Source organism: Caballeronia sp. LZ028 (assembly GCF_031451415.1).
Lineage (GTDB): Bacteria > Pseudomonadota > Gammaproteobacteria > Burkholderiales > Burkholderiaceae > Caballeronia > Caballeronia zhejiangensis.
Genome location: NZ_JARUXN010000004.1, coordinates 686,730 through 701,922, shown reverse-complemented (window position 1 = coordinate 701,922; position 15,193 = coordinate 686,730). Strand labels below are relative to the sequence as shown.

The 15,193-nt window shown below is 63.5% G+C and carries 14 protein-coding genes; 3 read left to right on the top strand and 11 right to left on the bottom strand.

Going from position 1 to position 15,193, the window contains the following annotated elements:
* Positions 1 to 14 precede the first annotated feature (14 nt).
* Both QCE58_RS25995 and QCE58_RS25990 read left to right on the top strand, forming a co-directional pair.
* Positions 15 to 1,313: a hypothetical protein gene (locus QCE58_RS25995; RefSeq protein ID WP_250521650.1), complete on the top strand. Its 1,299-nt coding sequence runs from the start codon at positions 15 to 17 to the stop codon at positions 1,311 to 1,313.
* 175 nt (positions 1,314 to 1,488) lie between these two features.
* Positions 1,489 to 3,888 (top strand): phosphoketolase, encoded by a 2,400-nt coding sequence (locus QCE58_RS25990; RefSeq protein WP_250521649.1) that lies wholly within the window; start codon positions 1,489 to 1,491, stop codon positions 3,886 to 3,888.
* Between the two features lie 129 nt (positions 3,889 to 4,017).
* On the opposite strand, the gene QCE58_RS25985 is transcribed toward QCE58_RS25990, so the two are convergent.
* From QCE58_RS25985 to QCE58_RS25950, 8 genes are all read right to left on the bottom strand, one after another.
* Positions 4,018 to 5,355, bottom strand: a complete 1,338-nt coding sequence (locus QCE58_RS25985) for an MFS transporter (RefSeq protein WP_250502947.1) — start codon at positions 5,353 to 5,355, stop codon at positions 4,018 to 4,020.
* A gap of 33 nt (positions 5,356 to 5,388) precedes the next feature.
* On the bottom strand, positions 5,389 to 6,327 hold the full coding sequence (locus QCE58_RS25980) for a hydroxymethylglutaryl-CoA lyase (protein ID WP_250440572.1): 939 nt from the start codon (positions 6,325 to 6,327) through the stop codon (positions 5,389 to 5,391).
* The gene (locus QCE58_RS25975) at positions 6,324 to 7,517 is read right to left on the bottom strand and encodes a CaiB/BaiF CoA-transferase family protein (RefSeq protein ID WP_250440571.1); all 1,194 of its coding nucleotides are present in this window, start codon (positions 7,515 to 7,517) and stop codon (positions 6,324 to 6,326) included. The genes QCE58_RS25980 and QCE58_RS25975 overlap by 4 nt, the downstream gene beginning before the upstream one ends.
* A 125-nt stretch (positions 7,518 to 7,642) precedes the next feature.
* Entirely contained in the window at positions 7,643 to 8,560 is a 918-nt protein-coding gene (locus QCE58_RS25970) for a LysR family transcriptional regulator (RefSeq protein WP_008353454.1), read from the bottom strand.
* A complete protein-coding gene (locus QCE58_RS25965) occupies positions 8,560 to 8,946 on the bottom strand; it encodes a PaaI family thioesterase (RefSeq protein ID WP_008353455.1) in 387 nt (128 codons plus the stop codon). The genes QCE58_RS25970 and QCE58_RS25965 overlap by 1 nt, the downstream gene beginning before the upstream one ends.
* A gap of 296 nt (positions 8,947 to 9,242) precedes the next feature.
* On the bottom strand, positions 9,243 to 9,434 hold the full coding sequence (locus QCE58_RS25960) for a hypothetical protein (RefSeq protein WP_175979298.1): 192 nt from the start codon (positions 9,432 to 9,434) through the stop codon (positions 9,243 to 9,245).
* Between the two features lie 263 nt (positions 9,435 to 9,697).
* The gene (locus QCE58_RS25955) at positions 9,698 to 10,870 is read right to left on the bottom strand and encodes an FAD-binding oxidoreductase (protein ID WP_250521648.1); all 1,173 of its coding nucleotides are present in this window, start codon (positions 10,868 to 10,870) and stop codon (positions 9,698 to 9,700) included.
* A 7-nt stretch (positions 10,871 to 10,877) separates the two neighbouring features.
* Positions 10,878 to 12,377, bottom strand: a complete 1,500-nt coding sequence (locus tag QCE58_RS25950) for an aldehyde dehydrogenase family protein (protein WP_250440569.1) — start codon at positions 12,375 to 12,377, stop codon at positions 10,878 to 10,880.
* A 198-nt stretch (positions 12,378 to 12,575) separates the two neighbouring features.
* Between QCE58_RS25950 and QCE58_RS25945 the strand changes: the two genes are divergently transcribed.
* Positions 12,576 to 13,211, top strand: coding sequence for a helix-turn-helix domain-containing protein (locus tag QCE58_RS25945; protein ID WP_008353462.1), 636 nt, complete (start codon positions 12,576 to 12,578; stop codon positions 13,209 to 13,211).
* A 5-nt stretch (positions 13,212 to 13,216) separates the two neighbouring features.
* Here QCE58_RS25945 and QCE58_RS25940 read toward each other — a convergent pair whose 3' ends face one another.
* The 3 genes from QCE58_RS25940 to QCE58_RS25930 form a co-directional block, all read right to left on the bottom strand.
* Entirely contained in the window at positions 13,217 to 13,348 is a 132-nt protein-coding gene (locus tag QCE58_RS25940) for a hypothetical protein (protein ID WP_284502551.1), read from the bottom strand.
* Between the two features lie 142 nt (positions 13,349 to 13,490).
* Entirely contained in the window at positions 13,491 to 14,312 is an 822-nt protein-coding gene (locus QCE58_RS25935; protein ID WP_175979296.1) for an IclR family transcriptional regulator, read from the bottom strand.
* A gap of 58 nt (positions 14,313 to 14,370) precedes the next feature.
* Positions 14,371 to 15,192, bottom strand: coding sequence for a sugar phosphate isomerase/epimerase (locus QCE58_RS25930; RefSeq protein ID WP_250456726.1), 822 nt, complete (start codon positions 15,190 to 15,192; stop codon positions 14,371 to 14,373).
* Position 15,193: the final 1 nt, after the last annotated feature.

The window sequence follows — 15,193 nt, the reverse complement described above, 5'->3', positions numbered from 1 at the left end:
GCTTTCCGCCTCTCATGATCGTCCTAAGCCTTCTGTCCGACCACGCGCCCGGCGCGCTCGCCAACCATCGCCACTACGCACGGGAATTCGGCTATCGCCACATCGAGATGGACTTGTCCGATTTGTCGGGAAGCAACAAGCACCTGCAATGGGTCTACAAGTACGAAGCGTTGCTGCGTCATTTGAGCCGCGCCGCGCCGAACGAAATCCTCATGCTGCTGAGCGAGAACGCCGCGATACTGCGGCCCGTCGCATTGCCCGATCTCATGGCCGGGCGCGACTGGCTCCTGACTTGCGCCGAAGGCCATATCCCGCAGACGGATATCCTCATCTTCCGCAATACAGAACCGGTGCGCCGCAAGCTCGCGGATCTCGTCGGCCGCTGCCGGCTCGGCGTCGCGTTGCCGGAAAACGAAGGCGAAATGCTGCATGACTTCACGATTTGCCCGCAACAGTTCCGCGTCGGCGACGTGTACGTTGTGCTTCCGGCCGCGGTCAATCTCGAATGCGTCTGGGCGACGTGGAACAGCTTCTCCACCTGCTTTCGCGACGAGAAACATCATCGGCGGCTTCGTGCGGCAGCGTTTGAACACATCAACGAATGCAGGACGCGCGCAACGCCGTTTCTCTCGCTCGCCAATCCGGGCGTGCATGAAACCGAAACGCAAAGCGTCTATCAACCGAACCACGCGATCGCGATCGTCATGCTCTATACGCCGAATATCGCGCAGTACGGGCGCATCGCCGAGGCCAACATCAGGCAATATTGCAAACGCCACGGTTACACGCTTTACGTGCATCGCGATGTTCCGCCGCGATTGAACGACGGAAAGACGTCGGCGAACTGGCACAAGGCCGCGTTGCTGCACGCGTACTTGCCGCATCATCAATGGGTGTTCTGGCTCGATGCCGATGTGCTCATCAACGACATGAACCGCCGTCTCGAACCGCTCACGCGCGAACGCGACACCGTGTTGGCACGCGATATCGGAACGTGGGCGTTCAACTCCGGCATCATGGGCTTTCAGCGCAATCAGCAGAACTACGACGCTCTCGCGCGCGTGATCGAAAGGTGCCGGAACCTGGACGACAGATCCCACATCTATGCGAACCAGGGCGATCAGTATTACTTCATCGATGTCTTCCGCTCGCTGCCGGACTTCGATGCGACCCGCATTTACGATTTCATCGAACTGAACACGCCCTGGGTCTATCGCCGCCCGGACAGCTTCATGGTTCATTACATCGGCATGTGGGAAGATAACCGCGCGCTTATCATGGACTACGACCTCCGCCACGCCGCGATGGAATGACGCGCTCGCCACCATCGTTGCCGCGCCGCCGGTAAGATGTACCGGACGGCGCCGCGCGTGCCCTGCAACCAAACCGCCACAATCACAGCCGATCATTAACCAGCGCGCAGGATTCGATCTGCGCAAGCCGCACGCACGACGCTCGACCAATCCTCTCACTCATCAGGAGAACCAATTGAACGACGACGTCACTGGCACGACCGCCCTCGAGACGCCTCTCGATCCCGATCTTCTCGCGAAGATCGACGCCTACTGGCGGGCCTGCAATTATCTTTCGGTCGGCATGATTTACCTGCGCGCGAATCCGCTGCTGCGCGAGCCGCTCGAGCGCGAACACATCAAGCGGCGTCTGCTCGGACACTGGGGCTCCGATCCCGGCCAGTCGTTCGTCTGGGTGCATCTGAACCGGCTCATCAAGCGCGATGATCTGAACGTCCTGTTCGTCTCCGGTCCCGGCCATGGCGCGCCCGCGACGCTCGCGAACTCGTGGCTCGAAGGCCATTACTCGGAGATTTACCCCGATCGCAGTTTCGACGAGCGCGGCATGCTCAAGCTCTTTCGCGCGTTTTCGTCGCCGGGCGGCATCGGCTCGCATTGCACGCCGGAAACGCCGGGATCGATTCACGAAGGCGGCGAGCTCGGTTACAGCCTGTCGCATTCGTTCGGCGCGGCGTTCGACAATCCCGATCTGATCGTCGCGGCGGTCGTGGGCGACGGCGAAGCGGAAACCGGCCCGCTCGCCACATCGTGGCATTCGAACAAGTTTTTCAATCCCGCGACCGACGGCGCCGTGCTGCCGATTCTCCACCTGAACGGCTACAAGATCGCCAATCCGACGATCCTCGCGCGCATTCCGCACGACGAGCTCGAAGACCTGTTCAGGGGCTACGGCTACGCGCCGCATTTCGTCGAAGGCGACGATCCGGAAACGATGCATCAGCGCATGGCCGCGACCTTGGAACGCTGCATCGCCGATATCCGCGCGATTCAGGCGAACGCGCGCGCCAATCCTGAGAACGTGACGCGCCCGCGCTGGCCGATGATCGTGTTGCGCACGCCCAAAGGCTGGACCGGACCGAAGGAAGTCGACGGCCGGAAGGTCGAGGATTACTGGCGCTCGCATCAGGTGCCGATCGCGGATGCCGTAAGCAATCCCCGCAGTCTCGCGCAACTGGAAGCGTGGCTGCGCAGCTACAAGCCCGAGGAACTGTTCGATGAAGACGGCCGTCTGATCGAACCGCTGCGCGTGCTCGCACCCGAAGGCACGCGCCGCATCAGCGCGAATCCGCACGCGAATGGCGGCGCGCTGCGGCAATCGCTCGACATGCCCGATATCCGCGACTACGCGTTCGAGTTCAAACGCGCCGCAAGCGTCTACACGTCGCCGACGGCCGTGCTCGCCACGTTCCTGCGCGAAGTGATCCGCCGCAACATGACGAGCTTCCGTCTCTTTGGCCCGGACGAGACCGCGAGCAACAAGCTCGACGGCGTGTACGAAGTATCGGGCAAGCGCTGGATCGCACAGACGCTGCCCGAAGACGAAGACGGCGGCGCGCTGTCCGTCGACGGACGCGTCATGGAGATGCTGTCGGAGCACACGCTCGAAGGCTGGTTCGAAGGTTACGTGCTCACCGGGCGTCACGGTCTTTTCGCGACCTACGAAGCGTTCGTGCACGTCATCGATTCGATGTTCAACCAACACGCGAAGTGGCTCGAAAAAGCAAAAACCGAAGTCGGCTGGCGCGCGCCGGTGCCGTCGATCAACCTGCTCATCACGTCGCTCGTGTGGCGGCAGGATCACAACGGCTTCACGCATCAGGATCCCGGCTTTCTCGATGTCGTCACGAACAAGAGCCCGAACGTCGTGCGTATCTATCTGCCGCCCGATGCGAACTGCCTGTTGAGCGTCGCGGATCACTGTCTGCGCACGCACGACTACGTGAATGTGATCGTCGCGGACAAGCAGCCGCATCTGCAATATCTGAACATGCAGGACGCCATCGTGCATTGCGCGAAGGGCATCGGCATCTGGGACTGGGCGTCGACGGATCAGGGCGCGGAGCCGGATGTCGTGATCGCGTGCGCGGGCGATATCGCGACGATGGAAGCGCTCGCCGCCGTCGAAATCCTGAAGGCGCATTGCACCGATCTGAAGATTCGCTTCGTCAACGTCGTCGATCTCTTCAGGCTGCTGCCGGACACCGAGCATCCGCACGGCTTGTCGCATCGCGATTTCGATTCGATCTTCACGCGCGACAAACCCGTGATCTTCAACTTCCACTCGTACGCGTCGCTCGTGCACAAGCTCACGTACAACCGCACGAATCACGCGAACATGCACGTTCACGGCTATCGCGAGCGCGGCAACATCAACACGCCGTTCGAACTCGCGATCATCAACGGCGTGGATCGCTATACGCTCGCGATCGACGTGATCGACCGCGTGCCGCGCATCGCGGGCAGCAGCGCGCATACGAAGGAATGGCTCAAGAACCAGATCATCGAGAGCGTGCGGTACGCGCATGAGGAAGGCATCGATCGCGACGAGATCCGCGAGTGGACGTGGAAGGATTGATGCGAGACTGAATGCGGCATGCAAGATGCCATCTGGCCTGATGAATGCAAAACGCCGGATGCAAAATGCAAAGAGCGCCCGGGGACATGCAGTCCGCCGGGCGCTTTCCCGTTCGGAGAAGCCTTGGCGTCAGGCTTTGCGCTCCGAATGATCCTTCTGCCTGAGCGTCTGCGGCAAGCCGAAGAGCAGCAACAGCGCGCACAGCACGCTCATCGCGCCGATCGCATACAGCGCGGGCGTCGTGCTGCCCATCGTGTCGCGGATGCGGCCGACCATCACCGGGCTCACGATGCCGCCCAGTTGCCCCAGCGTGTTGATCAGCGCAATCCCGCCCGCCGCGCCCGCGCCGGTCAAGAGCTTCGGCGGCAGCGCCCAGAACGCCGGAATCGAGGCGATCACACCCGCGCCCATCACGCCGAGCGCGGCGATGAGCAGCGTCGTCTGCTTGTCGAAGATGCCCGCCGCGAAGAAGCCGGCAGCCGCCATCACGAGCAGCCTCGCGACGAACTTGCGGCGCTCGCCCGACCGGTCCGACATGCGGCCGACCACGACCATGCAGATCGCGCCGCAGATATATGGGACGGCCGTGAGCAAGCCGATGATCGTCGGATTCTGCGTGCCCGCCGCCCGGATCAGATGCGGCGCCCAGAAGTTGAGACCGTACGACGCGATCTGAATCAGGAAGTAGATCAGGCCGAGCATCAGGAAGCCGGGCGTCCTGATCGCGCCGAACAGCGAATGGCCGGTGTCGGTGTGCTGACTTTGCGTCGAGATCTGGCTCTTCAGATACGTCTTCTCGTCGCTCGTGAGCCACGCGGCGTCATCGACGCGATCTTTCAGCACCTTCAGCACGAGAATGCCAAGCAGCACGCACGGCAGGCCGCCGAGCAGGAACAGCCAGTGCCATCCCGCGATGCCCGCGACGCCATTCAGATGCCCGAGCACGAGCCCCGACAGCGGCGCACCGAAAAGCCCCGAGAAGGCTGACGCGAGAAACAGCATCGACGTGATGCGCCCGCGATAGCTCGCCGGAAACCACAGCGTCAGGTAATACAGCACGCCCGGCGCGAAGCCCGCTTCCATCGCGCCGATGATGAAGCGCAGTCCGTAGAACTGCCATTCCGTCTGCACGAAGACCATGAGCGCGGTCGCGATGCCCCACGAAATCATGATGCGCGCGATCCAGCGGCGCGCGCCGACCTTGTAGAGCAGCATGTTGCTCGGCACTTCGAAGAGCACATAGCCGATCACGAAAAGACTCGCGCCGAGACCGTATGCGGTGTCCGACAGGCCGAGCGAACTCTGCATCTGAAACTTCGCGAAGCTGATATTGATGCGGTCGAAAAACGCGAAGAAATAGCACAGCATGATGAGCGGCATGAGCCGCAATGCCACCTTGCGGATGATGTGCGAGGTGTTGCCGACAATGTGCGGCTCATCGGCCGCGTGGACGCTTAGATCGCTCATGTTTTGTCTCCAGTGTTGTTTTGGTCTTTTGAATCAGATCGCTTGCACGTAATCGGGCGCCGGATGCAGATCGCAATTGCGTCCCGCCTTCGCGACTTGTCCCGACACTTCGTGTCCGACGAGCGCGGGCAACGTGCGCGACAGCGCAATCAGCCTTGGCAGATCGATGCCCGTCGGAATGCTCATCTCATCGCACATGTTCACGAGGTCTTCGGTGCAGATGTTTCCCGAAGCGCCCGGCGCGAACGGACAGCCGCCGAGACCGCCGAGCGCGGCGTCGAAACGGCGCGCGCCGGTGTCGTAGGCAGCGAGGACGTTGGCGAGGCCGAGGCCGCGCGTATTGTGAAAGTGCAGCGTCAGATCAGCGGCGGGGACGTGTTCGAGCACGCGTGCGACCAGCCGCGCGACCTGACGCGGATTCGCCATGCCGGTGGTATCCGCGAGCGTGATGCCGTCGATGCCCATTTCGCGATACGTCCGCGCGATCGACACGACGCGCTCTTCGTCGATGCGCCCCTCGAACGGGCAGCCGAACGCGGTCGCGACGGTCGCGTTCAGCGAAGCCTTGCCAGAGGCGAGCCGAACGACATCGCCGAAACCGGCCAGCGACGACTCGCAACTCATACGCATGTTCGCGCGATTGTGCGTCTCGCTCGCGGACATCACGAGGTTCAGTTCATCGGCGCCCGCGGCGAGCGCGCGCTCGGCGCCCTTCACGTTCGGCACGAGCGCGACGTAGATCACGCCTCGCCCGCGCCGGATGCCGTTGAAGACCGCGTCGCCATCGCGCAGCGCGGGAATCGCTTTCGGCGACACGAACGAGCCCGCCTCGATGCGGGAGAAGCCGCACGCCGACAATGCGTCGATCAGCGCGATCTTGTCTTCGGTCTCGACCCACTGCTTTTCGATCTGCAGACCGTCGCGCGGCGCGACCTCCTGCACGACCAACGGTTCTTTGTATTCGTAATTCATTGCACCGCTCCTTCGGCACGCAGCCGTTCCACTTCATCCGCGGCGAAGCCGAGCGATTCGAGCACCGATTGCGTATGCTCGCCGAGCGCCGGGCCTTGCCAGTGCACTTCGCCCGGCGTATCGGAGAGCTTCGGCACGATGCCCGGCATCTTCACTGATGCGCCGCCCGGCAGTTCTGCCTTCAGCAGCATCTCGCGCGCTTGGTAATGCGCGTCGTTGACGATGTCCGCGACGGAGTAGATGCGACCCGACGGCACTTCCTCGCGTTCGAGCGTCGCCAGGACATCGTCCATCGAATGATGCGAGGTCCACGCGGTGATCGCTTCGTCGAGCATTGCGCTGTGACGCACGCGGCCGTCGTTGCGGGCAAGCGCGGGATCGTCCGCGAGATCGGGACGGCCGATCACGTTCATGAGCCGCCTGTAGATCGGGTCGCTGTTGCCCGCGATCACCACGAAGCCGCCATCCTCCGTGCGATACGTGTTCGACGGCGCAATGCCCGGCAGCGCCCCGCCGCTGCGCTCGCGCACATGGCCGAGCAGATCGTATTCGGGTACGAGGCTTTCCATCAGATTGAACACGCTTTCGACGAGCGAGACATCGACCACCTGGCCGTCGCCCTTGCCGGTCTTCACGCGCAGCACCGACATCAGCGCGCCGATCACGCCGTGCAGCGAAGCGAGCGAATCGCCGAGACTCACGCCGACGCGCGCCGGCAGCCCTTCTGCGTCGCCCGTCGTGTAACGGATGCCGCCCATCGCCTCGCCGATCGCGCCGAAGCCCGGCCGGTCGCGGTACGGACCCGTCTGGCCGTAGCCGGAGATGCGGACCATCGTGAGCTTCGGGTTTATTGCATGCAAAACGTCCCAGCCGAGACCGAGTTTTTCGAGCGCGCCGGGCCGCATGTTTTCGATGACGATGTCGGCATCGGCGGCGAGACGCTTGATCACGTCCGCGCCTTCGGGCGACTTGAGATTCACGCACACCGACTTCTTGTTGCGCGATTGCAGATACCACCAGAGCGAAGTGCCCTCGTGCAGCTTGCGCCATTTGCGCAGGGGATCGCCGGTATTCGGCGCTTCGATCTTGATGACTTCCGCGCCGAATTCGGCCAGCATGCGCGCCGCGAACGGCGCGGCGATCAGCGTGCCGATTTCGATGACGCGAATGCCCTGGAGAGGTCCGCTCATGCTGCTGTCTCCTGATGATGTGCTTTTCGATGGAGACAAGCTTATTGGCGAACGCTCGGGGGCGTCCAACCGCATTTCGGCAAGCATCGTTCGTCAAACGCGAACGCTCGCCGGTTTTTTGAATGCTAAATGCCTGCTTCGACGGTCCGCAGATGATCGAACAGCAGCCGGCTCACGGGCGATAGCGCATCCGAATCGCGCACGACGATCACGAGGCTGCGCGCTGCCCAGTCGTCGTCGAGCGCGACGGCCGCGAGTCCGAGCTGACGACCCATCGCTTCGAAGACCTGCATCGGCAGCACGCCGACGCCCATGCCCGCCTGCACCATGCGGCACACGGCGTCGAAACCGGGAACGTGGATGCGCAACCGCAGTGCGCGCCCCGCCTGACGCGCCGCGAGATGCGTGCGCTGGTTGATGGAACTCGCCGAATGCAGCCCGATGTGATCGAAGTCGAGCGTCTGCGCGAATGCGATGCTCGCGCGCTTCGCCAGCGGATGATCGCCGGGCATGACGAGCGCGAGCCGGTCGTGCCGGTAATGCGCGGTTTCGAGGCCGCGCGTGTCGGCGTCGCCGGAACAGATGCCCAGGTCGACGAGACTGTCCGCGACGCCTTCCACGATGCCGCCGCTCGGGCGCTCCTCGAGATCGATCTTGATCTGCTCGTGCACGGACGAAAACGCGCGCAAGTCTTCCGGCAGGAATTCGACGATCGCCGAGAGATTCGCCATCATCCGCACGTAGCCGCGGACGCCGCTCGCATGTTCGGCGAGTTCGATGCCGATGTTCTCGACATCGCGCAGCACGCGCCGCGCGTGATGAAGCAGCGTTTCGCCCGCCGGCGTCAGCGCCATGCCGCGCGCCTTGCGTTCGAACAGCGCGGCGCCGACGGCCTGCTCCAGTTCGAGCAGACGCTTGCTCGCCGCCGACACCGCGATCGCCTCGCGTTCCGCCGCGCGCGTGAGCGTGCCTTCCTCGAACACCGCGAGAAAGAGTTGCAGCGTCGTGAGATCGAGACGCCGAAGGAGATTGCGGGTAGCCATCAGCGCGCGTATTTGAAGGTGCCTTGCGCGCTCGCGATCATCACGCGATCGTCGACCCACGCTTCGCCGCGTGCAAAATAGACGGAGCGTCCCTGACGTTCGAGAAAGCCTTTTGCGACGACCTTGTCGCCGATGCCGCGATCGAGATAGTTCACGGTCAGCGAAAGAGTGAAGCCGTGCACAGGCGCGGCGCCGGTCGGAAAGAGACCGGCGTAGCCGCAAGCGGCGTCGAGCAGCGTGGCGATCGCGCCGCCTTGCAGGATGCGCTGCCGGTTCAGATGCCCGGCGTGTATCGGCATCGTGAATTCGGCGTAGCCCGCGCGCCATTCCGTGAGCGTCGCGCCGAGCGCTTCGAGAAACGGATTGTCCAGATCCAGGTTCGCCACCTTTGCTCCTGATTGCCTGCGTTGCGGCGATTGTGCCATCGGCGGCCAGGCGCTGCCGGGCGGCACGAACCTGTTTTCCGGACATCCAGAATGGAAAAACCCGCACGCGGCGGGTTCGATTTACGCAGTTCCGATTTACAAACTCACCGGACCGCGTTCTGTTTGGCAACGCACACAAAAATTCGCTATATGCGTTTCATGAAGGTGCGTCATGAATCGCATGGCGCATATTTGTCCGCGTAAATATGCGTCGTGACAAAGCGTCTCGCGAACGCAACACACTGCATTAAAGGGCGTCAGTTATATCCGCGAATGACGCAGGAGTTTTTTTCCTCATCGGTCTTGCCGAAACGTCCGCAAATCTCTGCGATATATTCGGGTTCCGCCGATACCTGACTCGAACGATGCGACACCGGAACGCTCGTGTCGTGCGGCAGCTCGCCGTCGTCGATCCAGGCGTAGAAATGCGCGCTCGTATTGGCTTCCATGTTTTGTCTCCTATCTATGAAGCGCGAAAAAAGCGTTTTGACAGATTCAGAATGCACTCATCGAAAGCGGCTGGCCCTAGTGGATTTCATTAATGGACGAAGCCCGCCAGCCTGACGATGATGATAAGAATGCCCGTTCGCAACGCAAATCCGAACCGGTTCCAATCCGCCTGTCTGTTTCGTAGCGAAAAAAATGCCCGGTGCATGACCGGGCAGACTTGAATCATCGATTATGGAAAGCGGCGTTGGCAGTCTTCTATCAGTTATACGACATTCTTTTCGACGATCGGCCGGCCTTCCAGCACGCGAGTCCAGTCGAGCGGCGATAAATCGAGCGTTTCGTAACGCCCGCGCAAAATCAGTTCGCTGACGCCGCGCCCTGTTGCCGGGCCTTGTTGCAGGCCGTGTCCGCTGAACCCGTTCGCGAAGATGCAATTATCGACATCCGGATGATGGCCGATGATCGCGTTCTGATCGAGCACGTTGTATTCGTAATAGCCGGACCAGCAACGCTCGACGCGCAGCGCCTCGAACGCCGGCACGCGATGCGCGAGCGTCGGCCAGATCACGTCGTCGAAGAGCGCGTGATCGACTTCGTCGAGCGGCAGGTCGTCGGGATCGTTGTCCGCCGAGGGCGACGTGCCGCAAATATACGTGCGCCCTTCAGGACGGAAGTAGACGCCCGTGGGATCGATCAGCAACGGCGCGCGCTCGAGCGTCGCCGGCGACGACACATTGAAGATGCTGCGCCGACGCGCGAACACTGGAATGTCGATGCCGAGCATCGCCGCGACCGGACGCGACCACGCACCCGCCGCGTTCACGACGACATCGCATGGATACGTTTCGCCGTTGGCCGCGCGCACGGCGTTCGCACGCCGTCCTTCGCGTTCGATGCCGACGACTTCCGTGGTCACGTAACGCGCGCCGAGCGCCTGCGCCTTGCGACGCAGCGCCTGCACGAGACCGTAGCCGTCGAACCAGCCTTCGCCGCTCTCGCCGAACGCGCCCGCCGCGAGATCGTCCGTGTTGAGCCACGGAAAACGCGCGCGCAGTTGCGCGGCGTCGAGCAGGCTGATGTCCGCGCCGAGCGCTCGCTGCAACGCGTGGTTTTCGCGCAGCGTCGACGCACCCGCCGCCGTCGCCAGAAAGAGATAACCGCCTTCGTGCAGATCGATCGACGGACGCTCGCCGTTCACTTCGAGCCGCTCGCCGATCGAACGCAGGAAGTCGATGCCGAAGAGCGACATGCGTACCGAAAGCGGCGTCGAGAACTGCTGCCGGACCGAGGCCGCCGACAGCGCCGACGACGAACGCGCGTAAGTCGGGTCGCGCTCGATCACGGTGACTTGCACGGTCGGGTCCGATGCGCGCAGAAAGTACGCGACCGAGCTGCCGATCACGCCGCCACCTACGATGACAACGCTCGAACTCACGTTGGCCTCAGCTCAGATTGAAGTCGATGCCCTGCGCGAGCGGCAATTCCGACGAGTAGTTGATCGTGTTGGTCGCGCGGCGCATGTAGGCTTTCCAAGCATCCGAGCCCGATTCGCGGCCGCCGCCGGTTTCCTTCTCGCCGCCGAATGCACCGCCGATCTCCGCGCCGCTCGGCCCGATGTTCACGTTCGCGATGCCGCAGTCGCTGCCCGATGCGGACAGAAAGCGCTCGGCCTCGCGCAGATCGGTGGTGAACGCGCACGACGACAATCCGTGCGCGGCGGCGTTGTTCGCGGCGATGGCTTCGTCGAAATCCGTGTAGCGCATCACGTAGAGAATCGGCGCGAAGGTCTCCTTCAGCACGACCTCCGTCTGCGACGGCATTTCGACCAGCGCCGGGCGCACGTAGTAGCCGTTTTCGTGGCCCTTCACGGTCACGCGCTCGCCGCCCGTCACCTTGCCGCCTTCGCCCTTCGCCTGTTCGAGCGCGTCCTGCATGCGCGCGAACGCCTGCACGTCGATGAGCGGGCCCATCAGCACGCCCTGCTCCAACGGATTGCCGACGGGCACTTTGGCGTAGAGATCTTTCAGACGCGCGACGGTTTCGTCGTAGATGCTTTCGTGCACGAAAAGACGCCGCAGCGACGTACAGCGCTGCCCTGCCGTGCCGACCGCCGAGAACAGGATGCCGCGCAGCGCGAGATCGCGATTGGCCGTCTGCGACACGATGCCCGCGTTGTTGCCGCCGAGTTCGAGGATCGAGCGGCCGAAGCGTTCCGCGACCGCGACGCCGACCTTGCGGCCCATTTCCGTGCTGCCCGTCGCGCTGACGATGTCCGAGCGCTTGTCCGCGACGAGCGCCGCGCCGACCTCACGCCCGCCGATGATGACCGACGCGAGGCCCGCAGGCGCCGCGCCGAATTCATCGATGGCATCGCGCAGGATGCGGTCGACGGCGAGCGCGGTGAGCGGCGTTTTCTCCGATGGCTTCCACACGACCGCGTTGCCGCACACGAGGGCGAGCGCCGCGTTCCACGACCACACCGCGACCGGGAAATTGAACGCCGAGATGATCGTGCACACGCCGAACGGATGCCACGTCTCCGCCATGCGATGACCCGGCCGCTCCGACGCGATCGTCAGGCCGTACAACTGGCGCGAGAGACCGACGGCGAAATCGCAGATGTCGATCATTTCCTGAACTTCGCCCAAGCCTTCCTGGAGAATCTTGCCCGCTTCGAGCGACACGAGCCGGCCGAGCGCCTCCTTCTTCTCGCGCAGCCGATTGCCGAGCAGGCGCACGAGTTCGCCGCGGCGCGGCGCGGGCACGTTGCGCCACGAGGCGAACGCGGTGCGGGCGGCGGCGAGCGCGGCGTCGACGTCGGCGGTGGTGTTCTGCTTCACGCGGCCGATGACTTCGCCCGTGATCGGGGAAGTGACGGCGATATCGCCATCGGTGACGAGGCTCGCGATGCCGAGGTCGGAAAGAATCGATTGTGCATTCACGATGAAAGTCCTTGCGAAGCGGGTTCGTTCGTCGGGGCAAAAGTTTCTGATAAGAAACTTTCGGAAGTCAGGAGACTATACGCGCTGCCGATGGCGCTCACAACAGCCGTCAATATTAGGGTTGTCACCAGATGCGGGCCGTTCGCCGCCGTTTTGCGCGATGTTATTATCGGAAACAAAGCGCTCCCACACGTTCCCATGTCCAGCCCCGGCACCAAGAATTCGCCCGAACAATCCGCGTCCGATCTCGGTGCCCGCGTGAAACGCGCGCGGCTCGCGCACGACCTGACGCTCGAAACCGCAAGCCGCATGTGCGGCGTGTCGCGCTCGGCGCTGTCGAAAATCGAGAACGGGCTGATGTCGCCGACCTTCGACGTGCTTCAGAAAATCGTGCGCGGCCTGCAGATCGATCTCGCCGAACTCTTCGGCACCGCGCCCGCGCCGAATGCGAGCGGCCGGCGCGCGCTCACGCGCCGCAACGAAGGACAGCGCCACGCGTATCGCGGCTATCAGATGGAATTGCTCGCCACCGAACTCGCGCACAAGGCGATGTTGCCGTTTCGCATCCGCATTTCGGCGCACACGCTCGATGCGTTCGACGACTGGGGCCGTCACGAAGGCGAGGAGTTTCTTTACGTGATCAGCGGCAGCGTGTGCCTCTATTCCGAACTCTACGCGCCGACGCATCTGCATGCCGGCGACAGCATCTACTTCGACAGCCGCACCGGCCACGCGGCGATTTCGACGAGCGACGAAGACGCCGAAGTGCTGTGGATGGCCACAGGCGGCGTGCCGGCGCCCTCATCCGCGCGCGATGCCGTGGACGCTGGCTGACGCGTTCATCGCAGGAAAAGACGCATCGGCATTTCGTTCGGGCCGACGGTGAAGGTGCAGACCTCGTGGATATCGGCGGGATTCGTCGCGAGTTGCGCGGTGAAGTTCGCCGTCAGCATCGACACGACGAGACGCATTTCCACCGCCGCCAGACAGTGGCAAATTCGGACACGATCGGATCGAGTGGAGTAGGCATTTCAAATTCTCGTTTCATGATGAAAACGATGATAATGCAGGCGTTTTCCCCGCGTCACCTCGTCCATTCGGGCTAATCCAGCATCAGCCTGCACTGACAGCCTTCCCCTCCACCTTCGCCGCCGACCGCTTGAAGTAGGGCGAACTCAACGTCGCCGCGCCCATGTCCGACGCCGCTTCCAGCAGCGCGGGCGCGAGCTCCTTCAGACGCGCCTCCGGCAAACGGCTCGTCGGCCCGGCGAGACTCACGACGCCCACGACGACGCCCGTCACCGGATGATGAATCGGCGCGGCCATCGACGTCATGCCGGCCTCGTACGTCTCGCTCGCGATGCCGTAGCCGCGTTTGCGCGCCGCCTGCAGATCGGCGAGAAACTGCTGGATCGTCTTCGGCGCCTTCGGTCCGCCCGAGCCGGGCTTGCCGAGCCCGCCCTGCTTCGACACGAGTTCGAGCGCCTCCTCATCGGAAAGCGACGACAGCCACGCCTGTCCGCTCGCCGTGCAATGCAAGGGCGGCTGGCTGCCCATGTCCGGGTCGTAGCGCAGCCCCGACTTCGCGCCCTGTGCCTTGCCGACGAACGTAATGTGATCGTCCTCGACGACGCCCAGCCGCGCCAGTTCGCCGGATTGCGCCGCGAGCCGGTCGAGCACGGGCTGCGACACGTCGAGTACGCCGCCCGTCGACAGATAGATGAGTGCGAGCGACACGAGCTTGAGCGCGAGCATGTATTCGCCATGATCCTCGTCCTGGCGCACGTACCCTTCGTCGATCAGCATCGCGAGCAGGCGATGCGTGCCGCTGCGAGGAATATTGAGCGTGTCGGCGATGGCGGCGAGTTGCATCCGCCCGCCGTTTTTCGCCAACAATTCGATGATCGACAACGCCCGCTCCAGATTTCCCGCCATCTTTCAGTCTCTCGAAGTTCCGATGATTCGGAATGAGAACACGATTCCACCTCGGAATTCAACCGGCGTATGTTTCCTCCAGCCATGCAATCGTCGCCTCGCGCAGACGTTTCGCACGCGTGAGCGCGCTCGCCGATTTCGCCCATTCGTTCATCGGCACTTCGAGCGAGAGCGGAAGATCGTCGGGCAACGCGCGCAAAATGCCCGCGAGATCGAGGCCGCCCTCGCCCGGAATCATCCGCTCGGCGCGCGCCTGATACAGCAACGTTTCGAGATCGCTCGGGCGCTCGGCGGGCGCGTCGCAGAACTGCACGTAACCGAACCATTCGCGCGGCAATTCGCGCAGCGTTCGCGTCGACGATCCCGTGCGGTCGAAATGGATCGGATCGACGATGAGGCCCGTATTCGCGCGCTGCGCCGCTTTCACAATGCGCGCGCCCTGCACGATGTCTTTCGCGTCGGTCCAGGGCATCGGTTCGAGCGACGGCGACAGGCCATACGGCTTCGCGAGATCGCACAGCGCGGCGAGCCGCTCGGCCGTGCGGACCTCGTCGGGATCGTTGCCCGCGACGAGCACGTAGCGCGCGCCCAGCTCGGCGGCGGTTGCGAGCATCGGTTCGTAATCGGCGACGTTCGTGTCGGGCTTGAGGCGCAGGATTTCGGCATCCAGCACGCCGATGCCGGTATCGCGCAAAGCCGCGAGCGTCTCGCGTTTCAGCGGCGTCGCGCCGACGATCTCGTGGCGCACTTCCGTATCGGTCGCGGGCACGAGGCGCAGGCCGACGAAGTCGTAGCCCGCCTGCGCGGCGCACTCGACCATCTGCGGCGGCGTCAGTTCGAGGATCGTCAGCGCGGACAGAGATAGCTTGCGTCGTGACATC